Raw genomic sequence first — 26,538 nt, forward strand, 5'->3', positions numbered from 1 at the left:
ATATTTTACGTTATTATACTTAAATTTGATTTCGTGAAACAATTCCTTTTTATATTATCAGTTTTGGCTCTTTTCTTATTTGCCGGAACTTCTTGCAAAAAAAACAAATTAATAGAAGATGAAAATGCTAAGGTAGAATTTTCACAAGATTCTATTCTGTTTGATACTGTATTTACGCAATCAGGTTCCACCACACGTAATTTCAGAGTTAGAAATCCGCACAATCAACCTATACGTATCAGCTCAATAAACCTAAAAGGAGGAACTTCTTCACCTTTCATATTAAATGTAGATGGCTCCCCGGGAAAATCATTCTCCAATATCGATATCCCTGCAAAAGACAGTATTTACATTTTCGTGCAGGTGTATGTAAACCCTACGAATGTGAATAGTCCACTTATTATTTCCGATGCAATTCAATTTGAAGTAAACACGAATATTCAGGAAGTGCAATTAGAAGCATGGGGACAAGACGCCTATTATCATAAACCAAAAAACGCCATCAAGTTTTCAAGTGGAGGATATTTACCTTACAGTACCATTGCAGATCATCCAACAACCGGTGCTTCTATTACAAATACAACTGTCACCTGGCCTAACGATAAACCACATGTGATTTATGGCTGGTTAGTGGTAGATTCTACTCAACAATTAAACATTCAGCAAGGAACCAAGGTGCATTTTCATCAAAACGCGGGTATGTGGGTTTACAGATATGGCACGCTTAAAGTAAACGGTACATTAAATAATGAAGTTGTATTTCAGGGCGACAGATTAGAGCCTTACATGCAAGATATACCCGGACAATGGGATCGCATCTGGATTAATGAAGGCAGTGTGAATAATGAAATTAATTATGCGATTATAAAAAACGGTTTTATAGGAATTCAGGCCGAACTTCTGTTTGGTAATTTCTTCGAACCGCGTCGTTTAAAAATCAATAACACAAAAATTCACAACATGAAAAAATGGGGATTGTATGCACTCGCATTTAACGTGAGTGGTGGCAATAATGTTTTTTCTAATTGTAAAGAATATGTAGCGGCATTTGTAGCAGGTGGCAATTATAAATTCGTTCATAGCACCTTCGCTAATTTTTGGAATAAAGACGGAAGAAGCACCCCGGCGTTTCATGTCGACAATCATGCCGGTTCACAACAAATTCCTCTTGACACATGTTATTTCGGAAATTGCATCATTGATGGCAGTCAGAGTAACGAATTAGAATTAGACATTGTTACAACCAATACGTTTGCCATTAATTATGTTTTTTCGAACTCACTCATCCGTACGAATACAAATGTTTCTAACACCACGCATTTTCCGGTTGGTAACAGTATAAATGGCACAAACACCTTTTACGATCCTAACGTGTACAATTTTGAGTTAAAGACAGGCTCAAATGCCATTAATTTGGGAAATACGGCTGATGCCGGATTATATCCATTAGACATTAAGGGGAATTCCAGGACTTCTGTTCAGCCTGATGCCGGAGCTTATGAGCTTCCGTAGTCAATTTTAACCCGTTAATCTATTTTAACAGCCAAACAGAACTTTTTTACCCGAAATTTGTTCTGTATTTGTTATGAAGAGTACTTATTTAGTTCACATTTCCCTGCCGGAAGTATTTACATCTCGTTTGGCAGCCCTTATACCCAAGCAACGCAGTACGATTAACGATTTGTTAGAACAACGTGTTGTGTTAAGTTATTCCTTAGATATGGAACGTCAAAACCTATGGGTTTTTGTTGAAGCCAAATCAGAAAAAGGAGTGATGGATATCATCAGTAATTTCCCTATTATCAATGAGGTTAAAGTTGAAATAAAAGAATTAGCCTTCTACGATTCAAGTCCGATGGGATTACCGGAATTGATCATGAATTAGAACAATTAAACAAATCATCCCTAACACTTCGACAAGCTCAGTGACCGGGAGATCACTTTCCAATCACTTCAAACTTCACAACACTGATCTCCCCTCTTTCATCGGTTACTAATAAAGTGTGTTTACCAATTTCAGGGAGAATAGAAATCTGATGGTACTTTTGAGTGCTGCCTAAAAATGTTCCGTCCAATTGCCAAAACAAAACAGCATCCGCGTTTTTATGAGCAGCTTTTAATATGCAATTCTCTTTTTCTCCTTTCTCATTCACGGGCACATAAATTTTAAATCCTTCTCGCGGGTAAACAATATCCAAAAGTTTTGTATGCTCATCCGTAACACAACCCGGTAAATAATCCGGCAAGGGCTTGTAAAACAAGCTGTGCTGCTTATAAAAATATTCCTGAGTAGGCGTTACAATCAACCAGGGCGTTTGCTTCATGTCGCTTACAGGATAACAATCACTATTCACCCTGAATTTTCCGCTGGCATCGGTGAAAATAATTTTATGAAAAGGACAAGACTTTGTTTTTTGTGAACCAAGCGGCATTAATTGCAGTTGAGTATTCGGACAAATCTCCGAGGCTTTAAATCCGCTTTCCTTACACACTTTTATGTTTTCCATATCCGATACCGGCTTATTAAACCACTTTTTCTCAGTCAATAAATTAAATACCGAAAACATTAATGGTGCCGCAGCGCCGGTACCCGTTAGTTCAGGCCTTCCTTCTCCGTCGGCATTACCTACCCACACCGCGACCATGTATTTACCGTTTAAACCAACAGCCCAGGCATCTCTGAAACCATAACTCGTTCCCGTTTTCCAGGCAATTTTGTTGCGGGAAAGAAATTGCATCCAACCTACATAATCCTGCGGGCGAATCAATTCTGTCATGGCATTAAAGGTGTACCATAAGGAAGAAGCATTGAGCAAATCTTCTTTTACCATTTTAGGTTTGTCAATTTCTTTCTGCAGATAATTTAAGGGGCGGTAATTATCCGCGGTGTATTTTTTACGTGAAGCGTCGTAACCCAACAAAGCTCTTCCCATGGAAGAATAGGCAGAAGCGATATCCCACAGCGTGGCTTCACCTCCGCCTAAAATCAGCGACAAACCATAATGCGTAGTTGGCTTGGTGAAATTTTTAAAACCTAATTGCTTTAAGCGGTAATGAAATTTAGCCGTTCCATAATCCAACAGCATTTTAACGGCGGGTACGTTCAAGGAGCGCGCTATAGCCTGATTAGCCGGCACCAATCCGTCGTAAGTTAAATTAAAATTCTTTGGTCCGTACGAACCGATTTGCGTTGGTACATCTTCGATTAAGGCAGCCGGCAAAATTTTATTTTCATTAAGCATGAAAGCGTACAAAAAAGGTTTTAAAATACTTCCTGTACTTCTTGGCGCGTTAATTACATCCACATAATTTTCATGTTCGTTTTTTTCACTGGAACTATTCCCCACATAGGCCAACACATTGCCTGATTCTACCTCAGCCACCAATACGCAGGCATTATGAATTTGATTAGCGGATAAACTGGCAACATGTTTATTCAGCAAATCACTGACCTGTATTTGCAGATTTTTTTTAATGGTAGATTTATAAATCTGCGAAGAACCCTTTTCGTTAATGCCGCGGTTCAATAAATGATTGGCAAGTTGCGGAACAGCATAAGGCTTATCCGGTAAAGGTTCTTGTATCGATAATTTATACGTGGATTCATCAATGATCTTTTTATCGTATAATTTTTTCAGAAGTGTATTCCGCTTTTTCAGTAAACGCTGCTGATTTTTTCCGGGATAAATTAAGGAAGGAGCATTGGGAAGAACTGCTAATAAAGCGCTCTCCGCCCAGCTTAATTGAAAAGGACTTCTACCAAAATAGCGCCAGGAGGCCGCGGAAATTCCCACTACATTACTACCAAATGGCGCGTTGCTCGCATACAAATTTAAAATACTGGATTTTTTATAACTCAGCTCTATTCTAAACGCTAATAAAATCTCAACGAGCTTATTATAATACGTTCGGGATTTATTACCGCGCATCATACGTGCTACCTGCATAGTAATGGTACTTCCACCACTCTTTACTTTGCCGGCTGAAAAATTGCGTTGAATGGATTTTAAAATGGAAACCGGATTAAAGCCGGGATGATAATAAAAATATTCATCTTCAAACAAAGTAATGCATTGCTCAAACTTTACCGGCACACTGTCTAACTGTGGATAGCGCCATTGTCCGTCAGATGCGATTTTAGCAGAGAGTAACTCATTATTGGCATCCAGCAAAACCGTGCTGCAGGGTTTGTTAAATAATTGCGAAGGCAACCACAAATAAAACAAAACCAAAAGAACAAGCACAATTCCCCATGTAGTCTTAGCTCGGACCGAAACTTTTTCCCATATATACTTGACTTTAACCACTTCTATACTTTAACTTTTATATTTCGCATGTAAGATTTTAAGGTTTTTCGGATTTCTAGTGTGGCAATATCGGTCTAAAATTGTATCATAAAATAAACCTATATGAAAACAATTTTAGTTATTGAAAGCAACCCGGAAATAAGAGAAAATCTTACCGAATTATTGGAATTAAACGGTTTTACTACTTTAGCCGCGGATTCTGTTGTTGATGCCATTATCCTGTTAAACCAATGCTGGGTCGACATGATTTTGGGGAATTTCAAACCAGATTGCAATGATTCAATTCGACTCGTTAATTTTCTATCAAGCCACGAAAACCTCAACCGAATTTCAATAATAAGTATGAGTAGTACTCCTTTAAAAGGAGAAAAGCAAGAAATAATAAGCTTTGGCATGGATGAATACCTTATTAAACCATTTTCAGAAACGGAGTTGATATTTTCAATAAAAAAAGCCCTCATATATCGTGCATGGAAGGAATTAAAAAGATGTCTGCGAAACAACAAAAATTTATATCAGCAGAATCATCCATCAGTTCCCTTCTTTTCATTAAACTAATTACTTACTCGCTACACTATTTTGCTTTTGCTTCACTACTCGTATCCATTGTCCTTTCGTACGGGCGTAAACACTCTTATCATACATCGCCTCTACATTGATAGCCGGTAAATAATATTTTCCCGCATAACTTGAGTTGAGAAGTATATTGAAGGTTTTGCTTTCGTTCGTATACAAATCAAAATAGGTCATCACTTTATCATCTTTAATATCCTGATAATCGTAAGCCGAATTTTTAAAAGCCGATTCATTGCCATCCATGCGGCTGTTATGAATTTCCCAACCCGAAGGAATGTAATTGATTAAGGCTAAATTTTTCAATTCACCCATCAATCCTAAATTCTTCACCGTTACCGATAACATAAAGTTACTGCCCTGCTCCATATTAGATGGATCGATGGTATTGCCATTCATATCTCTGTAAACTGCGCTTACCGCGATATTTTCATTACCTTCTTTCTCTTCGCCAATCGGAGGTTTACCTCTATTAATTAAGCGTGCATACAACATGCCTTTACCATTGTTCTCGATGCTGTAATTAATACTGTTTGCGCCTTTGAAACTAATCGGAATCTGCGTGATAGCGGCATTGCCTTTCAAATTCACTTCCTTGCCATTTACATTTACCACTGCCTGCATTGCTGAAGCACCGCCGAACTTTTTGATAAACTCCGCCACCGATACCAATCCGAAAGCGGTGGTTTGTGTACTCAACCACGACTTGCTTGACAACACATCCGATACTTTCTTCAATTGCGCAAAGGCTTGTTGTTTCTTATTCATCAAACATAATGTTTGAAGAACAATGGCCATATCGCGATCGGATGAACCATACGTATAATAATTCACCGAATAAGGCGTAATATTCAATGATGCCTTAGCGATTATTTTTTCGGCTTCATCGATTTGTCCCATCTTAGCATAAGCTCCGGCCAATAACCAGCGTGCCTGCTCCGATAAACTATAGAACTCACGCAAACGATTCATTGCACTCATACTTGGTTGTCCGGCTAAAGCCAACACATACAAACGATAGGCTTGAAGGACATCATTGTTCCAGTATTTGTTTTTAGCAAACTCATAATTTAAAGCGGTGGTCTGTAAAAACTTCATGAGGTTTTTCTTCAATCCTCCCGGCAATGAATAACCTTTTTTCTCGGCCAACACCAGGAAATGCCCTGCGTAAGATGAACCCCAATCATTTGGTTCGTTGGCGCCTTGCCAATATGCCATGGCTCCATTACTTAACTGGAACTTACGGATTTCATTGATACCGTATTTAATGTTCTTCTCAATTTCCGTTTTACGCTCAGGACTTAAATCCATGATGTCGCTTAGATACAATTGCGCGAATGTTTGAGAAGTAGTCTGCTCTATGCAGCCATGCGGATACGTGATTAAATAATTCAAACGTTCTTCCAAATTAATCGGAGGAATGGTTGACAATTCCAATACACCGCTATTCGTACCTGCCAAACCTGTAGGATTCACATTACCTTTCTCAGTTTTTCCGGCATCAATCCAGAAATCCTTACTGGTAGTTTGATACGGATTCGGATTTCTCACATCCAATTCCATTTCGTAAACAGAGGTGTGTCCGCCGCCTTCCGCCGTAATTTTTACTTTGGCAATGCCGGTTTCATTCTTCACTTTCAAATCAAACACCACCAGCTTTTCATCATCTTTGCCGATACTAACGGTCTTTGAATTACCCCCAACCGTTTGAAGCAAGCCGTTCACTTCCACTTTAACCGTGGTTGACCCAACATTTTTGTCGCCACCAAATACAGAGATAGGTAACTTCACCTCTTCGGTAACGCTCAATACGCGTGGTAATGTACCTAACACCATTAATGGCGCTTTTACCGGAGTTGTTTTCTCTGCATGACCATAAGCTCCTTTATAGCCGGCAATCACCATGGTGCGGACAGAGCCCACATACATTGGTAATTTAAATTTGATTTGCTTTTTATCGCCTTTATCCAAATGGAAAGGACCAAAGAATCTTACCATTGGCTTGAAACGATTTGCTTTAGCGCCATCATCACCGGCTTCGCTGCCGTCACCACCGATACTGAGTATACGTTCCAGTTCCGCGCCAAACGCTCCGATTACATCATCATACATATCCCAGGTTTTTACACCTAAAGCTTCTTTACTGTAAAACGCATTCCAAGGATTTGGTGTTTTAAATCGTGTAATATCCAACAAACCTTCATCTACCATCGCAATCGTAAACGCCATTTCTTTTCCATTTTCTTCGCCTACGTTAATGGTTACATTTTGTTCAGGCACCAGAACTGAAGGCATAGAGATGGTTGGTTTCAAATGGGTTTCCGGATCATCGATAGTAATTGGAACGACACCATACATGCGGATTGGTAAATCATTCTCACGTTTATGCGGCTGCATTAATGAAACATGCACATACACATTCGGAGCCATCTCCGGTTTGATTTTAAATTTAAATAGCGTCGTACCCTTTTCAGTTTCGAGCCAATGCGCTTCCACTACCCTACTTCCGTTTTCAATGGTTACCAATGCGCGACCCTTATCAGGAGATGGAATGGTAACAACTGCTTCTTCTCCGGTTTTATACGCTGTTTTATCGGTCGTAAACTGAAGCATGTTAGAGATAATTTTATTATCCTCGCCACCGTCTCTATCCATCCAATTCGGCCAATCGAAATACGTTATAGCGGTGGATGAATGTCCGCCATCTAAATCACTCACGCGGATTAAATAACGTCCCCATTGATTTTCCTTAATGTTCACTTTTACTTTACCATTACCGTTTTTAGTAGAAATAATTTCTTCGAAAACCGGCTTGTGGTATTCATCACTCGCGTAATTCGCTAATTCATCATTGTATTGATCCCACCACCAGCGCCATTCCAATTTATACAACTGCACTTTAATGTTAGAGCGCGAAACCGCATTGCCTTTATAGTCTACAGAAGCAATTTGTATTTCATGATCTTTGCCGGTATAAAGAATTCCGGTATTATGTTCGCCTTCCGGTAATTTCACGCCTACATAATGTCCGTATGGTGAATAATCAATAGAAAAGCGGTCGACACTAAAGGCGCCACCTTCTTCGTAAACACGCGTTGTAAAATTCGCATTAAGGAATCCCGGAGCACTTCTTTCTAGATTTATATTAAGAGGAATAGTTGCGTTTCCATTATCATCCAGCTTATCATTAAACACGCTCAATTGTTGTGATTCAAAGCGTAAAGTTTGATCGTCGAAATTATAATTCTTGAATTTCGGAAATTCGGTGTACCCTGAACTTAATGCTACATCAATAGTAGCCGGTAAATTATGAACTGCGGCTCCTGTTAACCAGTTGGCATGGAGCTTCACATTATTTTGTTCTGAACCATTGATGATTTTATTATCGGCCACATCCACCTGAATCTTCAAGCGGTTTGGCATAATGGTTTCGATGCGGATACTCTTGTTGAATTTAATCGTTCCTACTTTTACTTCCGCGTTCCATAATCCTGTCGGAACGTTCTTATCTGTTACCGTGGTGAAATTATAAAAACCATCAACGCTCTTGTTATTGATGATGCGTTTGTAGAGTTGTCCCTGCGGATTGGTTAATTCAAATATCACCGGGATGTTGGCTGGGATATTCGCGAGTTTATCTTCCAGAATAAAATTCAGGAATAAAGAATCACCCGGACGCCACACACCGCGCTCCCCATAAATAAATCCTTTAATACCCTTCTTAATGTAATCGCCCGACACATCATACATGCTCAATGATAAAGCAGAACCATCATCTAATCGTAAATAAGCGCGTTGCTGCTCTTTCTTTGCTACAAGGAAGCTGGCTTTTGTTTTAATGCTAATGAAGGCTTGTCCATCGCCGTTAGTTTTTGTCGTATGAATCAATTGCTTTTGATAATCGTATAATTCTAAAGTTACATCCGCTAAAGGATTCGTGCTTAATAAATCATTCGCTACTACAAATAAGCTTCCGTCATTTCCTTTTTTAAGCGTTAATCCTAAATCGGTAGCTAAAATATTACGGGCAACGGTACGTTCGTACTGACGATAGTATGCCGATTTACATGGATTATCACGATTGCTCCAACTGTATTCACCGTCATCTTCATCCTCTCCATAATAATCGTAACTGTAATAATCATCATAGTAATAACCGAAATAAGAAACTTCATTTTCGTCGGCTTCCTCTTTTATATCCTCCATTTCAAATTTCTCATCCGGACTGTTTCCTAAACACGGATAAGTTGAATAGGCTTTTTTGAAACCAAGGAATACGCGGTAAATAGCGCCCGGTTCTGTTTTGATCAAGGAGCTTAAATCAAGAGAGAATTTTTTCCATACTCCAAAATCGGCAGGATTCGTTAGACCTAAATTAATTCTCTTCTCAATAATTTTCTTACCAACCTGCGCCAGATAGCTGCCGCCATCCATATCGTTTTGCTGTAAGAATTGCAATACATTATTCTCGTAGATCTTAATTATTTTCACATCTACAGCCATGAGGTTAACCGTTTCGAACGGAAGGGACAGACCGTTAGTTGAAGGAAGTATATTTCCGTTTCCTGAAAATTTAACAGCCGGTTTAAATTCATTAATCACAATGCTGTGTTCTGATGACTTATCCAGACTTTGTCCTTTGGTATCGCGCACGCTTTCGCTCACTGTTAAGGTATAGGTGCCCGATTTAATTTCAGTTGGATAAAGAAGAACCTGATTGTTGTTGACGATGTATTTTATATCCTTAAAATCGCCAAGGTTAATTAATCCTTCCATGGTTTGATTTTGATCAACCGGATTGGAAAAATTAAGCAAGACAAACTGTTCGTTATCGCTTTCAACGCCGGTAGCCAATAAAGTGAATTTACCTTTTGCCGGCACTTCCAAGGTTTTAGTTTCGTTGTAAGTCAGTTTTAATGGTTCCGCGTTGCAATTAATAGAAAGCTGTGATGTTCCTAAAGCCGGACGCTCAATGCTATCAATTAAAAATTTATGGATGGTTTCCTTATCGTTATGCACCCATTTCAGGCGAAGGTTTTCACTTCCCAATTTAGCGCTCACCATTTTCTCAACCGTGGCTTCATCGGCAAAATCAGCCGTAGAAACAGTTCCCGCCAAAGAGTAATACTCATAATCGGTACCGTGATAAGATTTCAGTTGGTTTACCTGTAATTGTGCCGACTGTTTAATGGATTGAAATCCGAATTCAAACTCCTTAAGTTCATCCTTCACTTCAATTAATTTATCCAGATGAAAAGTGGCTTTATAATTGGTACCCGGTTCCAAACGGTTTTTAGGTTTAAACTCGAGTGTTTGTGCGTCGCGCCATACTACTTCACCTTCGATCGAAGGCTCGAAAGAAAAATACTCCTCCTTCAATGGTGTATTCAATTCGGTGGCATTTGCGAACTCGCTGCTGAGTTTTACTTTAATGGTAGAGCCGGTAGAAACGTAGCCGGTAGTAAAAGCACTGATGTAGGAAGCAAACTCAGGATTGATTTTATAAGCAGGCCCCGAATTGTAGCTGCTTCCTGTTAATGATTTAAAATAATCGCGGTTGTTATAAACAAACACACCTGCGCCGGTGATGGCCATGCCAAGCACCATCCATTTTACTTTATTAAGCCACATAAATGATTAGGAATTTGATGATTAAAATTACAGTTTTACTGCACATAGGTTTTTTGAGTTGCTTTGGAGTTGTTAGAAATTGTTAACGGTTATGTTTGAGGTTTCAGGTTTGAAGTTTGTTTGATATTTCTGGTTTGATGTTTATTTGGAAATTGGGTTATTGTGCTTTGTTAATAGATTTTACAAAATAGATTGCAATAAATAGGATGATGGGGCGTTATAATTTCCATAAGTATGATAGAAAAAATCTTATGGAAATAAGAATTTATTAAAAAGCTACAAATTGTAGCAAGGTTGTGCTTTAAAACGTACTAATTTAGTCGCATGAACGAGAACCTCGATCCGAACGAAGAAAACTTAACACCTTCCGAAAGGGAATTGGAAAAGGCTTTGCGACCTATAGAGTTCGATGACTTTAGCGGTCAGGAAAGTGTGGTGGATAACCTAAGAGTTTTTGTGGAGGCTGCGAAACAAAGAGGCGAATCGTTAGATCACGTATTATTACACGGCCCTCCGGGGTTAGGTAAAACAACGCTTGCCCATATTATTTCAAACGATTTGGGGGTTAACTTAAAAGTTACATCAGGGCCTGTTTTGGATAAACCGGGAGATTTAGCAGGTTTATTGACTAACCTTGGGCCTAACGATGTTTTATTTATTGATGAAATCCATCGTTTAAGTCCGGTTGTAGAGGAATATCTTTATTCGGCTATGGAGGATTTCAAGATTGATATCATGATCGACAGCGGACCGAATGCCAGAACCGTTCAGATTAAATTAAATCCATTTACTCTGGTGGGTGCCACAACCCGCAGCGGTTTATTAACCTCTCCGCTTCGCGCGCGCTTTGGCATTAATTCCCGTTTAAATTACTACGACAGTAAAGTGCTCACACGTATTGTTGAGCGCAGTTCAGATATTCTTAAAGTTGAAATAAGTCCGGAAGCGGCTTATGAAATCGCAAGACGAAGTCGCGGCACCCCGCGTATTGCCAACGCATTATTACGCAGGGTTCGCGACTTCGCACAAATTAAAGGCAATGGAAAAATAGATATTGAAATTGCTACATTTTCATTAAAGGCCTTAAATGTAGATAAGAACGGATTAGATGAAATGGATCATCGCATTCTTTCCGCTATTATTGAAAAGTTTAAGGGAGGTCCGGTAGGAATTAACACGATTAGCACTGCGGTAGGTGAAGAATCGGGAACTATTGAAGAGGTCTATGAGCCGTTTTTGGTTCAGGAAGGTTATTTAAGTCGAACCCCGCGTGGACGGGAAGTTACCGAAAAGGCGTATAAGCATTTAGGGAAATCAATTTACAATAAAGGCGGTAGCTTATTTGATTAAGCAAGTTGTTTTTATTTTACCGCTTCCGGATTTAACAGGAGAGGATCGTATCCGTCGTTATAAATTACATTAATAATAACTTCTGCTCCGTCCATTAATTTTTTCGTATCACGTAATCCCATTTTAGTAAGTGTTACTTCCACTACATCAGTTTTTAAATTTAGTGGTAACACTTCGTCATTTACTTTGATTTGTTTAATACTATTGTTGCCATCGGCCATTTTTGGATTGGTTAAAAATAAATTGCTCCAGAAAAATTTTCCGACAATAATCATTTCCGCGTCTTTACCGGCTTCCTGTTTATGAAGGGCTCCTAAACTTACAATCATCGGTTCAGGACTTGGGGTACATCCGTCTTGAAATATAAACTCTACTCTTATTTTTTCTCCTAATTTCAATCCCAGTTCATCCAATTTCACCTGAAACATGGTTGCATTAATTTCATCCTTCGTGGTTTTACCATTCACCTTCACTTCTGTAATACAGAATCCAACACCGCCCTTTCCGTATGGGTTTTTTATGACAATATTCTTTCCGCGATAAACACCCTCAAAACCTAAACCATTAAATGATTTAGTTTGTGCCTGGGTAAATAAACCTATAAGACAAAAAAGCAGACTATAATTTAAGATATTTTTCATTGTTGTAAATATAAGGTATTTATATATAGGAATAATACAGGTTAGAACCCACTATTTTCCCGATTTAATTCTTGAATCTCCTTCCGCATTCATCCGTTGCTCAATACGCATTTTACCAAAACGATAATTTACAGTTAAGCGAACACGTCTTGTATCCATCCTGTCATACCAATAAAAGTTATTATCGGAGAAACTGGTTGAATAAGAAAAATAATCTTTATACAAAACATCATGAAAAGCTAAGGTGATGTTAAGCTTTTTATCAAAAAACGCTTTATGAACACTGATATGGATAGCGCTTCTATCGTGGTATGTTTGCGGACCATCCTTGAATTTTGAACTATACCCTGCCCAAATCTGAATTTTGAAATCTTTTGGCAAATAGAACTCTTGATTCAAATTGGCATAATAATTAAACGTTTCTGAACTTACATCTTCGCCCAATAGCTCGCCGCTAAACGTACGATACATCAGAATGCCATATGTTTGAAAACTATACCACTTTATTCGTTTCTGTACCGACCAGCTTACATAATAGTTTTCTCGATCGCGAAGGTTAGAAATAGTATCTACGTTAATCTTCGAAGAATCCGGTGTATAAGTATACCAAAACGTAAAATCCTTAGTTTTATTGAGTCCGGCACTTAAAGTTAAGAACTGATTGTAATTGTAATCTAACGTTATATTATGGGTAAACTGTGGTCGGATTTCAGGATTTCCAACTCCATAATTCAATTGTTCATTGAAAGTTCGAACAGGATTCATCATACCATAATGCGGGCGATCAATTCGATAACTATAAGCTGTGGTAATTGAATTCTTTTTATTGAAATTGAAATCTATGCTGCCACTCGGAAATAAACCAACATAATTACGTTTGAAAGCATAATTTGTTTTAATGTCTTTGGCATCAAGATCCGTTTCTTCTGCACGCAAACCTAAGCTAAATCCTATTTTATCCCAATTTCTGGAAAAAGTAGAATAAGCGGCCAATATTCTTTCTTTAAATCGATACACATTAAATAATGTTGTATCACCGGTAAACAATCCTGTTGTTTGATTAAAAAAATTTAATTCAGTACTGCTATAATTATCCGCGAAACTAGCTTTTAATCCTGCCTCCAGCGATAATTTATTCTTGAATGTTTTATTTAAATCAATCTTGGGAGAAAACACTTTAAAATCACGATCGTTAGTTGTATTATACGTACTTGCCGGTGCCACTTCAGTATTACTTATATCATAAAAATGATTCTCATTCGTTTTATATTGTTTCTCCACAAAATTACTGTAACCGAAACTCAATTTGATTTGTCCGCCTGTTGTATCTATTTTTTGAAGTATACTTAAATTATAATTTGGAGCATACATTTTAAATTTATCTTTTACGGTATAATCCATTCGAGTGTAGCCAAAATCACTACCATTGCCAATTTCGGTGCGCGTATCGCTGTTATAATGATCGTTATTGTAATTACTATTAATGTAAAAACCCAATACTGTTTTAGGTGTTACATCATATTCAATACCCCCGCCACCCCACATCACTCTTTGAAAACTTTCGGAAGTGCCATAAGAGTTTATAGTTTGAGTGCTGCCATTTACGTATAAATTACGCTCTAATTTTTGATCGCTTACACCATCCCAATTTCCATAGGAGAAATTAGAAAAAACACTTAGCTTGTTAGATTTATAATTGAAAGAACCCCAGGGGCCGAACCGCAACCTTTTCATATAACTAATACCAAATGATATATTTCCATTATACCCTTTAACCTTTGCTCGCTTGGTTACTATGTTAATGAGTCCTCCCGTGCCGGCAGCATCATAACGAGCAGGTGGATTTTTGATTAATTCAATCTTTGAAACAGCGTCGGCACTCATGGCAGCGAGCATATCCAGTACTTGAGGAGCCGGCATTTCCTGCAAACGATCATCTATTAAAAAACGTGCGCCGCCAACACCATTAATAGTGATATTATTTTGTGGATCAATAATAACACCGGGCAATCTTTTTAATAAATCTAATACCGTATTTCCCTTAGCTAAAATATCATCCTCTACATTCATTACTACCATTCCCTTTTTAAATTCAACCGCAGGTTTATAAACCGCTACAGAAACTTCTTTTAAATTAACGCCTTCCGTTTTAAGTTGTTGAGCAGGTAGTTCAATTCTTGAAAGTGAATCAATGGTAATTACATTACTAAAACAAACCCTATAACCAACATTGGTGAATTTTATGCAGTAATTTCCGCTTCTTATATTCTCAAATTTATACTCGCCCTTATCGTTACTTATATTGCCTTTAACCAAACTGCTGTCGGAAGCGTTTAATAAAGCCATGGCGCAAAAAGGAATGGGAGCTTGGGTTGAATCAGTTACAATACCACTTATTGAATTTTGCGAAAAGGCCACAACACCTATTACACTCATAAAAATCACTAATAGATGTTTTTTCATTGCAGGTATAATGTAGAGATTATTAAAAGATACATGAACGGCGGAACTTATTTTTTATTACTTATTAATGAGTAGTACACTTTAATGACTGAATGGTTCAATCCGATTTATTATCAATTATTTTAATCCGTGATTATCCCCCCACTAAAGGGGAGATTTCACGTTATGAAAGAGGGAGTTCACACCTACTCCTCTATCTGAGCCTGTACAAAATCATCAAATATGATTCTATCACCAACAGCCGCTTCCTCAAAAAACAAGTAAACATCTACCTGCTTATTGAAAATAATTTTTAAATCAATTGCCCGAAACTTATCACTTATGAATTTTCCCTCACCTGAATTACCGGAGGGTGCTCCAATACCAATAGCTATTGGATGAAGATGTTTATTATCGGAACCTTTAATCAAACTAATGTTTTTTAACTCACTCTCCAGATTAAATTTTGATTTACCATCTACTTTTACCGACAGCCATACCATTTTAAGCTGAGAACGCTTCTCCAGTTCACTCGCACTAATATAACCGAACTCACATGCGTTGCAATTCATGGTTATTGGCGATGGTACTGCAGAGCCCATATTATCAAGCGCATCCATATTAAGCAGAACACATTTAGCATTCGGACTTGCTTTAAAAGGTTCGCTAAAAATATAATCTTTATTCCTTTGCTCCGGCTTTTGGATTGTATCCGTTAAAGGAGCCGCATGAAGACTCGACGGTGAATGACTTTCAGTTTTAATGACATTAGAAATATTCGTTGGTGCCTTTTTTACAGAATTTTGCTTCTCAGCACCCTTCTGAATTGATTCGACAGATGTATCACCGGTAAAAAAACGGACTTCCTGTGCTTTAGAAGCCATTGTATCCTTGTTAACTGTTAATGCATTCTCCTTAGTTTCTGCAACTGCCTCGTTAATTGTTGATTCTGAGGAACTCACCTTATAACAAACAACAACTGTTGTACTGATTATAGCAATAGTGATTGCACTTTTAATGATTATACCTTTAATTGAAGCCGTTTTAATAATTGCCTTACCAGCACCAACGGCACTACTTTTAACAGCCGCGAAATTCATCCCCTGGGAAATTTGTTCAGGTGTGAGTTCCGGACGGTTTTCTATTATTTTGTAATTCTTCATGTGTTTCATTTTATCCTGTACTCATCATGCAATTTGTGTAAATACTTTTCTTAATTTATCTAATATGCGATAGGTTTTTACTTTAGCGTTGTTCTCGGTAATATCTAAAATTTGAGCCACTTGCGAGAAAGGTCTTTCTTCAAAAAACCGAAGTTCAATTATGAGTAATTCCTCGTCTGATAAATATAAGAGTGCCCTTTTCAAAGCTGCAAGATCTTCCTTACTCAATCCGTCTGTTTCGTTAGCTATTCCTTTTAATCCCTTTTCATCCAAACTTATAACACGCGCTTTCTTGGTGCGTCGATAAAACAAATTCACTTCATTAATAGCGATGCGATATAACCAACTTGAAAATGGCAAGCCCTGGTGCTGATATTTTCCAATACTACTGAGCGCTTTTATAAATACCATGGCCGTTACATCCCTACTATCTTCCACATCCTCCATCCGTTTGTATACAAAGCGCAAAATACGCTCGTAATAAGTTGTATACAGCGGCTCGAAGCCGGCAGGATTTGCTTTGGCCTTCTCTATTATTTGCTGTTCATTATCAATCTCCATATAGGTGTGTAGGGCTCTTTCGGGATATACAATTCAGAAGGCTAGCAAAAAGATACAAAAAAGGAAAGATTTTATCTTAAAAACGAGTCTTTAAGGTTTTTTGGGAGTTGTTCTTTAATAAAACATCGGGTTCGCACAAATTCATTTCAATATTTCAATGAAGCCTGACACGTTCGGTTATTTTATTGATTCCATTAACTCAGCAAAATGAAGTTTCAATCAAATTTTCTGAATCTTAATAGACTATTACGCAAGGATTGAGTGGGTAATTGCATTACATTTGTAAAAAGCACAAACCATGTTTACAATCGATCAAATAGCGGCAGCTCATTCAAAAGTAAAATCGGGAGCTGATTTTCCAAACTACATAAAGGAAATAAAACAATTAGGTGTGACGCATTACGAAACTTTTGCCAGTGACAGTCGAGCCATTTTTTATGGTGCTACAGACTTCAAAGCCGGCATGCCTGCTAAATTTTCCTCTATACCAATTTCGGAGGATTGTAACGTGAACCAATTTAAAAGCGATTTAAAAAATCATCAGCAGGGGAAAACAGATTATATAACTTTTCGCAATGATGCCGCTAAATCAGGAATAGAAAAATGGAAAGTAGACCTTCACCAAATGACATGTACTTATTATGACACAAAGGGGAATGAAATACTCACAGAAAATATTCCACAATAAATTACTTTAATTACACGTTACAACAATCGATTCATTGAGGTTTTTAATGGAGAAAAAAGATAAAACAGTATCTTCATTGCTTTGAGAAAAGCGCAAAATTTGAAAAAAATTGTTTTAATAAAAAAATCTCATACACCCGGAATTCTACAAGCTGAATTGTACGACAACGGCATTATAGAAATAACCTGGGACGCTTCCATTGAGACCATTGAAGTTTTACATTTAAAAGAAATGCAGCGACTTGTTGAGGAACTCGGTCAAGGAAAGAAAATGCCGCTCTTATTCAAGCCTCACGATTTTTTACATTTAAGCAGTGAAGCCGGAAAGTACGCTACCTCTGAAGAGGGAACCAAATATAGTTTAGCTATTGTTGTAATGGTTGACAATATGGCCAAAAGTTTACTCATGAATTTCTTTATGAAAATGAATAAGCCAATTGTTCCAACCAAAAGTTTTTCGAAAAAGGAAGAGGCCATTGAATGGCTTAAGAGTTACTAAAAATCGCCACTTTATAATCAAATTTCAACTATTAATGTTATTAACAGATATTTGATATTAAATTCATATTTTTATTTATTCAATTATTAAAATCGTTAACAAATGAATCCAATTGTAAGAAATATTATCGCTGTTATTGCCGGAGCGTTTGGCGGCGGTGCCATTAATATGGCCTTAATTATGGTGAGTGGCTCTGTAATTCCGCCCCCGGAAGGTGCAGACATAACAACCATGGAAGGATTAAAAGCTTCCATGCACTTAATGGAACCCAAACATTTTTTAATGCCTTTTTTAGCGCACGCATTAGGTACTTATTCAGGTGCCATTATTGCTGCAGCCGTTGCCGCAAATCATAAAATGAAATTCGCATTAGGTATCGGGGCTTGGTTTTTAGTTGGTGGCATTATCAATATCATTCTGCTTCCTTCCCCACTCTGGTTTACTTTAACGGATTTAATTCTGGCTTACATTCCGATGGCGTATTTAGGTGGTAAAGAAATTACTAAGCGAATAAAACCAAAAGAAACAGTATAAAGCATTAAATAAAAAATCCCGCCTTGAGCGGGATTTTTAAATTTTAAATTTGTCCTATTCTTCTATTTCTATCATAGAAGCCTTCATGATTTCTTTGTTCTGCTTTTTATTAGCAATGGACAATAGAATTGCCGGTAATAAAACCAAATTAGTAATTAATGACATAATTAAGGTTAATGAGATTAATACGCCTAATGCGGCTGTACCACCAAAACTGGATACAGAGAAAATAGAAAATCCAAAGAATAAAATCACAGATGTATAAATCATACTGAAGCCTGTATCCTTAATAGCTACGCTTATCGCTTTAAAAGCATCTCCTCCGAGTTTTCTTAATTCCTGACGGTATTTTGTTAGGAAATAAATGGTTCCGTCTGAACTTATACCAAAGGCTATACTAAAAATTAAAATGGTAGAGGGTTTAAATCGAATATCAAGGAAACCCATAACGCCCGCTGTAATAATTAATGGAATCAAACATGGTAACTTGGATAACACAATAATTCGCACCGAACGGAATAAAGCCATTCCTACAATTGCAATTAATATAATTTCGATGATTAAACTCTCAAATAAATTATAAAGTAAATAATCATTACTCTTTAAAAACACTAAGCTGTGACCAGTTAAACTAACGTCGTAATCTTTCGGCGGAAAAATAGAATCTACTTTCGGTCGAAGTTCCGCTACTAATTCCTTTATTCTCTTAGAGCCTACATCCGCCATTTGAAAACTAATGCGTGTAATTCGCTTAGTACTATCAATAAAAAATTTCATCCGATTATTTTGTCCGCTTAACGAACCGGAATATTCTGATAAAGTTTTTAAATCGGTAATAGAAGGCAAACGATAATATTTAGGCGCTCCATCCTTATAGGCCTGATAAGAAAACTTCACCGCCTCTACAACTGAGAGTGGTTTTGAAAATTCTTTATAATCGCCAAACAAGGCTTGTAATGCTTTCATCTTATAAAGCACCTTCGCATTCTCTGCAAAAATTCCATTTTCTTTTTTACTGTCAACCGAAATCTCAAATGGCAATACACCATGGAATGCACTCTCAAAGAAATGCAAATCGGTATAAACAGGATCTTTCTTAGGCAAATCATCTACTACATATCCAACTAAACTAATCTTAAGCATTCCTATTGCTCCAATAACTGTTATAATAACTGTGCTTAAATAAATAGCAGGTCTTTTATTCTGAACTAAACTATCAACATAATCCAATATTTTATTTATACGCTTTGCTTCCAGATGTTTAGTGTGCTTTGCTTTGGGCTCAGGCAGTAAAAACAAAAGAACAGGAATCAAAATAAGCGTAACGATATAAGTTGCCATAACACTGATAGCTGCCACCACACCAAACTCCACTAACATTGTACTTTTAGTAAAATACAATACGCCAAAACCAATAGAAGTTGTAACGTTAGCCAGGAATAGTGTAACACCAATTGTTTCAATCATGCGCGATAAAGCTTTTATTTTATTACCGTGCAGAACAAACTCAGCCTGATATTTATTAATTAAGAAAATACAATTTGGAATACCAATAACCATTATGAGCGGTGCGACAAGTCCGGTTAAGACGGTGATTTTATATCCGAATAATTCAAGGACACCCAGCGACCATAAAACACCAATTAAAACGATTACTATACTAAAGAACACATTGGCTCCGGAGCGGAAAAACATCCAAAGAATAAATCCGGTAATTAAAATCGCCAACACTAAAAACAAGGTCATCTCATGCGAAATTTTTTCCATCATCTGAGAGCGGATGTACGGCATGCCTGAATAATGCATCTGAACATGATGTTTAATTCCAAATCCCTCCGTAAGAGTTTTGATGTCGCGCACAATATCTAAACGACGCTTTGAATTGAGCGTTGATGTATTAAAGGTAATAGCCATTAAAGTGGCGCCCGTTTCCTTATTGTAAATGATACCCTCGTAGAATTTGAGTTTATCCATTTCCAATTTAATACTGTCAACATCCGATTGTGTTCTCGGAATTTTGGTAATAACCGGAACAAAATCAAACTTAGAGAGACTATCGTTACGAATTAATTTATATGCAGTAGGAACCGATAAAACTTCCTTAATTCCCGGAATAATTTTAATGGTTTTGCTTAGATGGTACCAGTCGTTGAATTTATTGAGCGTATAAAAATTTTTATCCTCAAATCCTATCACCATGACGTTTCCATCTTCACCAAATTGCTTTTTGAATTTTTGGTATTCTACATAAGCTGGATCATCGTCCGGCAAAATGCGTGCAAAATCATAAGACAATTCAATTTGAGATGCCTCATATCCCATAAATACTGTTGCCAATAGAACAACAACAGTAAATACAGCTTTATTTCTTAGTAACAATCCTGAAAACTTTCTCCACATAGAACCTAATTTAATACCTTATCCTTCAATATAAATTTGTAATAAAAATACAAGGACACAAGCGCAGCCAATATTCCTATTAAATTTGTTATCGTCACAAACATTCCTACAAACATAACGGTTAATCCACCTAAAAACATTCTCTCCGAGAAGTAAACTAATTCCATAAGCTTTAAATCTCCACTTCTTCTTGAATATTTATAAAGTTCTTTATCAATATGAAGCTGAGCCACAATCATCCAAATCAGAGCAGCCTTAAGAAGCAAAACACCTGCACTATTAATCATTGGGTGATCAAAGGATTCAAACGGAACAAAAACAAAATACATTTCCGGAAATAATGAATAAACAAACGTCATAATTACAAATAGAAAAAACAGCACCAAAAAAACGCCGTTTATCCGTTTAACCCTTTTGTAAGAAACTGTTTGCTCCAAACTACGATACACTTCCAGTCTTATTAGTCTCCTAAACCACTTCCAGAAGAATGTAATCAATACAAAAACAACAATAAAGGCAGGTAAAAATATTTTTAACACTTCGCTTCCCATCCGGGTTTAAAGATATTTATTTTCAACATTATCTACAATTAATTTATTGAATTTGTGATAATGTGTATCTTGCAAAAAGATGCATTTACCGCCCTTAATAACTGATTTAGCGCTTATACTTTTAGGCGCTGCTGTATTTGGCATTTTATTTAGATTTCTAAAACAACCGATAGTTCTTGGGTATATTATTGCTGGTGTTATTGTTGGGCCTTATTTCAAATTTTTTCCTACTGTGGCGGAAATTGAAAGCATTAAAACATGGGCTGAAATAGGAGTGATTTTTTTGCTTTTCAATTTAGGCTTGGAATTCAGTTTTAAAAAACTTCTCAAAGAAGGCTCTCGCATTATTGTGATAGCGCTTATGGGTGTTGGCTTAACACTTTTATCAGGATTTTTGCTTGGAAAACTTTTGGGGTGGAATAATACTGACAGTATTTTCATGGGAGGAATATTAGGTATTGCATCGACTACAATAATTATAAGGGCCTTTCAGGAACTAAATGTTAAAACACAAAAATTCACCAATATAGTTACCAGTGTTCTTATTGTAGAAGATCTTGCTGCTGTTATTTTAATGGTAATATTAACCACTCTATCTATTAGCCGTGAATTTGAAGGCACAGAATTGCTATTTTCTGTCTCAAAATTATTTTTCTTTCTTGTTCTCTGGTTTGTTTCAGGCATTTTCTTCTTACCATCCATTTTAAAGTTCTTGAAGAACTTGCTTAATGAAGAGATTCTTTTAATTTTTTCCCTTGCCTTGTGTTTTGCATTAGTAATTATGGCTCTGTACGCCGGATTCTCACCTGCATTTGGCGCATTCATTATGGGATCCATTCTCGCGGAAACTACAAAAGCCGAAAGAATCGAACATTTAATCTCTTCTCTTAAGAACCTATTCGGCGCTATATTCTTTGTATCAGTTGGCATGTTAATTAACCCCAACACTATCATAGAGCACATTATTCCTGTTGCTCTTTCTGTTCTTATTTTGATTTTTGGAAAACCACTTTTTATAATTATAGGATCTGTTTTAACCGGACAGCCTTTAAAAATCGCTGTTCAAACAGGAATGTCCCTTTCACAAATAGGTGAGTTTTCCTTCATTATAGCTTCACTTGGATTAAGCTTAAAAGTTACAAGCGATTTTCTATATCCTGTTGCGGTTGCGGTTTCAGTTATCACCACATTCACTACTCCTTATATGATTAAGTTTTCAGAGAATGCAAATAATTTACTGCAGAGAATTCTGCCTGATAGATGGAATGAGATAATTAATAATTATAGCATCAGTACAGATAAACTTACAGAAATCAGTGAGTGGCGAAAATTAATAAGAAGTACAATTAGTAATTCCATTATTTTTATTGTTATTATCGTTACTATTATACTTATTAATATAAAATTCATACAACCCTATTTTTGGGAATATAAATGGAGTCGTATAATTACTGCCGTAATAACAATAGTTTTTATTTCGCCTTTCTTATGGGCACTTTCGTTCAGGCGCGGAAACAAAAACGATTACGCCAAAATGTGGAGTATAGAAGAATATAGAAGTCCTTTAGTTACTTTGCAACTTGTCAGAATACTATTCTCGATTGTATTGATAGGTTTTCTATTTGATAGCTTATTTTCAACGAGAACTGCTTTACTTGGTGTATTTATAACTTTTATCGCTTTGTATTTATTCAGAAAAAGGATTCAGAAGTTTTATGGTAAAATTGAAGGGCGTTTTCTTTTAAACCTAAACGAACGAGAAACACGATACAATAACAAAAAATCACACTTAACACCTTGGGATACGCATCTTTCATCATTTAAACTGAACTCTCATTCGCCATTTATCGGAAAGATGCTATTAGAGTCTGAAATTCGGGAAAAATTTGGGGTAAACATTGCTGCAATTGATAGAGAAGACATTACTATAAACGTACCAGACAGGTTTGAACGTTTGTATCCACAAGACATTATTTCAGTTATTGGCACTGATGATCAATTAAAAAAATTTAAAGATTATATAGAAAAAGAAGAAGTTGCTACAAATATTCTTAAAGCCAAAACAGAGATAAAACTTCTTCATTTCACTATAAATACAAAATCAGTTTTGATTGGAAAAAGCATTAAGACATCTAACATCCGTGAGAGAACAAAAGGACTTGTTGTAGGAGTGGAAAGAGATGGAAAAAGAATTCTTAATCCTGAATCGGATTTAATTTTTAAGGAAAACGACAAAGTTTGGATTGTTGGTAATGAAAAAAGAATTTTAATTATGGCAGGAGAAAAGTTTTAAAAATTTCTTTTCACCTGCCAATTAGCTCTAACTATTTCTTTTGTTTATTAGCCGTTTCATCGGCTTTTATTTTCGCATCATCCAATGTTTTCTGACAACGCTTTTCGCTCTCATCCACCATCTTTTGCGCTTGCTTATCAACCTCCTTCTTCGCTAATTCTGCCGCTTTCTTGGCTGCAATCTTAGCAATAGGATTAGTAGCTTGTTCTACTTGTTTGTCAGCTGCGGCATAACCTTCCGCTTTGTATTTATCCACTTGAGCTTGGGTTTCTGCTCTCATTTTCTCAACCTGTGCTTTAGCATCATCTAAAATTTTCTGTGCTTCTTCGTTAGCTTTATCTACCACGGCAGCCACCACTTGTTCTTTCACTTGCTCAACAGCGGGTTTATCCCCGTCTTTTAGTCCGGTTTTAATGGTAGGCTTACTAACCGTACCGCCAAAGTTGATGTTTACTTTTACTTTCTCTCCTAAACTAACATTTGTTCCGGCAGCTTGATTAGCTTGTGCCATTAAACTATTTAAAGCACTATTGGCTTGTGCACCAAACATAGCGCGCGGAATTTCCATTTTCCATTTATAATCGATGGTTTCATCCAAACCGGTACTTCCGCTAATGTTAGTATTGATTTGGTTTACCTTTACATCAAATGGTTTTGTCTCAACCCTACCGTCTTTCATTTCAAACGACACATCCATATTCTGGAAATCAAGATTTTTTAATTGCTCAATCTTTAAAGCATCTCCCAATTTTACGAAAGGTTCATATCCTCCAACACTCACTTTATTAGTTTTTAATTTACCATGCATGTGCGCGGTATTCAAATCCGGCTCCATTTTATCATTTAACACCATGTCAAAATCTTCGATAACTGCCGAGAACATACCTTTTGCATATTTACCGATAGGTGCCAATTTTTGTACTGAATTAAACGCATTGAATGTTGTTTGAATATCGAAGTTATCCAACTTCAAAGTAAAGTTTGCTTTAGGCTTGGTTGGATTCGTTGTTTCATAATAACCATTCAATAGCATAGCGCCACCAAGTACATTCAGTTTTAAATTCGTCATGTCTACTTTTTTCTTACGAACCACAATATTACCGGCTACGTTTTCCAAATTAAGGTTGGTATAAATTATCTTTCCCATTTTCGCGTTCAAAACAAAATCGATATTACCCGGCACCTCAATAACACCCGTTGCGGCAGTTGAAGTTGGCGCAGCCGCAGTTGTTTCGGTTGGCGTTGCTTCTTCAGGACCCATTAATTGGTTTAAGTCAATCACGTTAGAGGTCATATTAAAATGCCCGGTGATTAATGAATCCTTAAATACATACTCCATGAAATTTTCAATCTTACCGCTAGCTTGAATATCTGTATTACCCATTTTAGCATCAAAGCCTGCTAACTCTACAAATTGATTGGTAAAATTAAACTTGATCATATTCAACAAAACTTCATACGGTAATGTTGAACTTTTATAATTCATACCCGCAATTTCAAGTACCCCCTGCGCTTTAAATTTTTCGTATTCCTTCTTCTCAATTGAACTCATTCGTCCGGCCATCTCTATATCTGCGGTAATGGTTCCATTCATTTCATCACCCTTTTCAAGCGGAATAAATTCTTTTACAGTTGCCAAAACAATTTTCGCTTTCACTTGTGCATCAATATTCGGATCTGAAATTGGCGTAGCAACATGTGCCCATAAATCAACAGGATTCCCTCCCATTTCTACATGAAATTTATTGACATCAATTGTTGTAGCATCCAGTACACCGGTAGGATTTTTCACTTTCACATCAATGTTTACATTGTTCACTGATTTCGGTAAAGAAGGATATTTAAACATACCATCGGCAACAGTTAACTCTACACCGAAAGCTGGATATTGCTTATCATTATAGGTACCTTTTGCGTATCCGTTTAAAGCGAGTTTACCCGATGTTTTTAATCCAGCAAAGTCTTTGGAGTAAACAACAGGAATTAAAGATAAAATAGATTTGAATTCCGTTTGTTTAGCTTTGAAAGTAACATCTAAGCCAATGTCATCCGTTGGCATGGTAATAACACCATCAAATCCTAAAGTCAAATCATTTAAACTTAATTCATTTTCTTTAAATGTAAATTTCATGTTCGGCATATCCATGTCTAAATCGGCTTTAGAATGAATATGTACATCTGTTAAATAACCAACACCGCCCATGTTATAAGTTGTTTTAGCGATATCAAGTAAATTCTCCATCACAAAAACATCCTGTGTAAAATCACCTTTCAATTCGTAATTAAACCCTTCTAATCTTCCATACATGTCACCTTGTTTATCATCGTAAACAATATATGTATCGCTAATCTTAAATTGCTTTAGCTGCAATGCAAATTTTGTTGGCTCACTTGGAGCTTCAGTAGTGGTAGTAGTATCGGCACTTGCCTTAGCAATATCCCAATTCGCTTTACCATCATGTAACACCACCGCTTTAATTCGGGCTTTATCGATCACCACTGAATTAATCTGATATTTATCGCCGCTTAAAACACTTTTCAAATTGATGTTGGTGCTTAACTCTCCAATATAAGCCAATGTATCCTTCTCAAATTCGTTGATACCAACAATTCGTACATCTTTAATTACAAAATGAAAATCAGGAAACGTACTGATGAGGGTTAAATCAAAATCGCCGAAATCAACTTTTGCATTTAAATTATTATTAGCTTCCTCTTTTACAAGAGCAACAATTTTATCTTTAAACAAAAATGGTGCTGCAATAATTAAAATGATTAATAAAAGGAACGTAATTCCTGTCCATTTCAAAATGCGCTTTATCAAGCTCTTTTTCGGCTTTTCGTTCATGTCTGTCATAATAAAAGATTAAAAGCTAAAAATACTAAAGATTAGCGTTTTAACAGAT

Annotated in this window: 17 protein-coding genes; 8 read left to right on the forward strand and 9 right to left on the reverse strand. The window is 36.7% G+C overall.

Annotated elements, in window-relative coordinates; translation table 11 throughout:
• Positions 1-33 precede the first annotated feature (33 nt).
• Both J0L69_15080 and J0L69_15085 read left to right on the forward strand, forming a co-directional pair.
• The gene (locus tag J0L69_15080; protein ID MBN8694516.1) at positions 34-1,512 is read left to right on the forward strand and encodes a hypothetical protein; all 1,479 of its coding nucleotides are present in this window, start codon (positions 34-36) and stop codon (positions 1,510-1,512) included.
• Between the two features lie 73 nt (positions 1,513-1,585).
• Positions 1,586-1,885, forward strand: a complete 300-nt coding sequence (locus tag J0L69_15085) for a hypothetical protein (GenBank protein ID MBN8694517.1) — start codon at positions 1,586-1,588, stop codon at positions 1,883-1,885.
• Positions 1,886-1,937: 52 nt separating this feature from the next.
• On the opposite strand, the gene pbpC is transcribed toward J0L69_15085, so the two are convergent.
• Entirely contained in the window at positions 1,938-4,307 is a 2,370-nt protein-coding gene (gene pbpC / locus J0L69_15090) for a penicillin-binding protein 1C (protein MBN8694518.1), read from the reverse strand.
• 102 nt (positions 4,308-4,409) lie between these two features.
• Between pbpC and J0L69_15095 the strand changes: the two genes are divergently transcribed.
• Positions 4,410-4,865: a response regulator gene (locus J0L69_15095; GenBank protein ID MBN8694519.1), complete on the forward strand. Its 456-nt coding sequence runs from the start codon at positions 4,410-4,412 to the stop codon at positions 4,863-4,865.
• Here J0L69_15095 and J0L69_15100 read toward each other — a convergent pair whose 3' ends face one another.
• Positions 4,866-10,511, reverse strand: a complete 5,646-nt coding sequence (locus tag J0L69_15100) for a hypothetical protein (GenBank protein ID MBN8694520.1) — start codon at positions 10,509-10,511, stop codon at positions 4,866-4,868.
• A gap of 324 nt (positions 10,512-10,835) precedes the next feature.
• Between J0L69_15100 and ruvB the strand changes: the two genes are divergently transcribed.
• On the forward strand, positions 10,836-11,861 hold the full coding sequence (ruvB, locus tag J0L69_15105) for a Holliday junction branch migration DNA helicase RuvB (protein MBN8694521.1): 1,026 nt from the start codon (positions 10,836-10,838) through the stop codon (positions 11,859-11,861).
• A gap of 11 nt (positions 11,862-11,872) precedes the next feature.
• Here the strand turns inward: ruvB and J0L69_15110 are convergent, their stop codons facing one another.
• The 4 genes from J0L69_15110 to J0L69_15125 all read right to left on the reverse strand — a co-directional run bounded on the left by J0L69_15110 (position 11,873) and on the right by J0L69_15125 (position 16,668).
• Positions 11,873-12,502 carry a hypothetical protein gene (locus tag J0L69_15110; GenBank protein MBN8694522.1) on the reverse strand — a complete coding sequence of 210 codons (630 nt, stop codon included), beginning with the start codon at positions 12,500-12,502 and terminating at the stop codon, positions 11,873-11,875.
• Positions 12,503-12,553: 51 nt separating this feature from the next.
• The gene (locus J0L69_15115; GenBank protein MBN8694523.1) at positions 12,554-14,965 is read right to left on the reverse strand and encodes a TonB-dependent receptor; all 2,412 of its coding nucleotides are present in this window, start codon (positions 14,963-14,965) and stop codon (positions 12,554-12,556) included.
• 185 nt (positions 14,966-15,150) lie between these two features.
• Positions 15,151-16,107: a hypothetical protein gene (locus J0L69_15120; protein MBN8694524.1), complete on the reverse strand. Its 957-nt coding sequence runs from the start codon at positions 16,105-16,107 to the stop codon at positions 15,151-15,153.
• A 24-nt stretch (positions 16,108-16,131) separates the two neighbouring features.
• Complete coding sequence (locus J0L69_15125) at positions 16,132-16,668, reverse strand: sigma-70 family RNA polymerase sigma factor (GenBank protein ID MBN8694525.1); 537 nt, start codon at positions 16,666-16,668, stop codon at positions 16,132-16,134.
• 298 nt (positions 16,669-16,966) lie between these two features.
• On the opposite strand from J0L69_15125, the gene J0L69_15130 reads away from it, so the two are divergent.
• From J0L69_15130 to J0L69_15140, 3 genes are all read left to right on the forward strand, one after another.
• Positions 16,967-17,356: a DUF1398 family protein gene (locus J0L69_15130; protein ID MBN8694526.1), complete on the forward strand. Its 390-nt coding sequence runs from the start codon at positions 16,967-16,969 to the stop codon at positions 17,354-17,356.
• A 99-nt stretch (positions 17,357-17,455) separates the two neighbouring features.
• On the forward strand, positions 17,456-17,854 hold the full coding sequence (locus J0L69_15135) for a hypothetical protein (GenBank protein ID MBN8694527.1): 399 nt from the start codon (positions 17,456-17,458) through the stop codon (positions 17,852-17,854).
• A 102-nt stretch (positions 17,855-17,956) separates the two neighbouring features.
• Positions 17,957-18,388, forward strand: coding sequence for a hypothetical protein (locus tag J0L69_15140; GenBank protein ID MBN8694528.1), 432 nt, complete (start codon positions 17,957-17,959; stop codon positions 18,386-18,388).
• 54 nt (positions 18,389-18,442) lie between these two features.
• Here the strand turns inward: J0L69_15140 and J0L69_15145 are convergent, their stop codons facing one another.
• Positions 18,443-20,788 (reverse strand): MMPL family transporter, encoded by a 2,346-nt coding sequence (locus tag J0L69_15145; protein ID MBN8694529.1) that lies wholly within the window; start codon positions 20,786-20,788, stop codon positions 18,443-18,445.
• 5 nt (positions 20,789-20,793) lie between these two features.
• The gene (locus J0L69_15150; GenBank protein MBN8694530.1) at positions 20,794-21,339 is read right to left on the reverse strand and encodes a hypothetical protein; all 546 of its coding nucleotides are present in this window, start codon (positions 21,337-21,339) and stop codon (positions 20,794-20,796) included.
• 79 nt (positions 21,340-21,418) lie between these two features.
• On the opposite strand from J0L69_15150, the gene J0L69_15155 reads away from it, so the two are divergent.
• The gene (locus tag J0L69_15155; GenBank protein ID MBN8694531.1) at positions 21,419-23,632 is read left to right on the forward strand and encodes a cation:proton antiporter; all 2,214 of its coding nucleotides are present in this window, start codon (positions 21,419-21,421) and stop codon (positions 23,630-23,632) included.
• A gap of 31 nt (positions 23,633-23,663) precedes the next feature.
• Here the strand turns inward: J0L69_15155 and J0L69_15160 are convergent, their stop codons facing one another.
• Positions 23,664-26,489: an AsmA family protein gene (locus J0L69_15160; protein MBN8694532.1), complete on the reverse strand. Its 2,826-nt coding sequence runs from the start codon at positions 26,487-26,489 to the stop codon at positions 23,664-23,666.
• Positions 26,490-26,538: the final 49 nt, after the last annotated feature.

The organism is Bacteroidota bacterium (genome assembly GCA_017303905.1).
GTDB lineage: Bacteria > Bacteroidota > Bacteroidia > B-17B0 > Aurantibacillaceae > JAHEYG01.

Coding starts and splice junctions, on each gene's coding strand:
- J0L69_15130 (MBN8694526.1), top strand. CDS start 16,967: ATGTTTACAATCGATCAAATAGCGGCAGCTCATTCAAAAGTAAAATCG.
- J0L69_15140 (MBN8694528.1), top strand. CDS start 17,957: ATGAATCCAATTGTAAGAAATATTATCGCTGTTATTGCCGGAGCGTTT.
- J0L69_15095 (MBN8694519.1), top strand. CDS start 4,410: ATGAAAACAATTTTAGTTATTGAAAGCAACCCGGAAATAAGAGAAAAT.
- J0L69_15150 (MBN8694530.1), bottom strand. CDS start 21,339: ATGGGAAGCGAAGTGTTAAAAATATTTTTACCTGCCTTTATTGTTGTT.
- J0L69_15160 (MBN8694532.1), bottom strand. CDS start 26,489: ATGACAGACATGAACGAAAAGCCGAAAAAGAGCTTGATAAAGCGCATT.
- J0L69_15155 (MBN8694531.1), top strand. CDS start 21,419: ATGCATTTACCGCCCTTAATAACTGATTTAGCGCTTATACTTTTAGGC.
- J0L69_15085 (MBN8694517.1), top strand. CDS start 1,586: ATGAAGAGTACTTATTTAGTTCACATTTCCCTGCCGGAAGTATTTACA.
- J0L69_15125 (MBN8694525.1), bottom strand. CDS start 16,668: ATGGAGATTGATAATGAACAGCAAATAATAGAGAAGGCCAAAGCAAAT.
- J0L69_15100 (MBN8694520.1), bottom strand. CDS start 10,511: ATGTGGCTTAATAAAGTAAAATGGATGGTGCTTGGCATGGCCATCACC.
- ruvB (MBN8694521.1), top strand. CDS start 10,836: ATGAACGAGAACCTCGATCCGAACGAAGAAAACTTAACACCTTCCGAA.
- J0L69_15110 (MBN8694522.1), bottom strand. CDS start 12,502: ATGAAAAATATCTTAAATTATAGTCTGCTTTTTTGTCTTATAGGTTTA.
- J0L69_15115 (MBN8694523.1), bottom strand. CDS start 14,965: ATGAAAAAACATCTATTAGTGATTTTTATGAGTGTAATAGGTGTTGTG.
- J0L69_15145 (MBN8694529.1), bottom strand. CDS start 20,788: ATGTGGAGAAAGTTTTCAGGATTGTTACTAAGAAATAAAGCTGTATTT.
- J0L69_15120 (MBN8694524.1), bottom strand. CDS start 16,107: ATGAAGAATTACAAAATAATAGAAAACCGTCCGGAACTCACACCTGAA.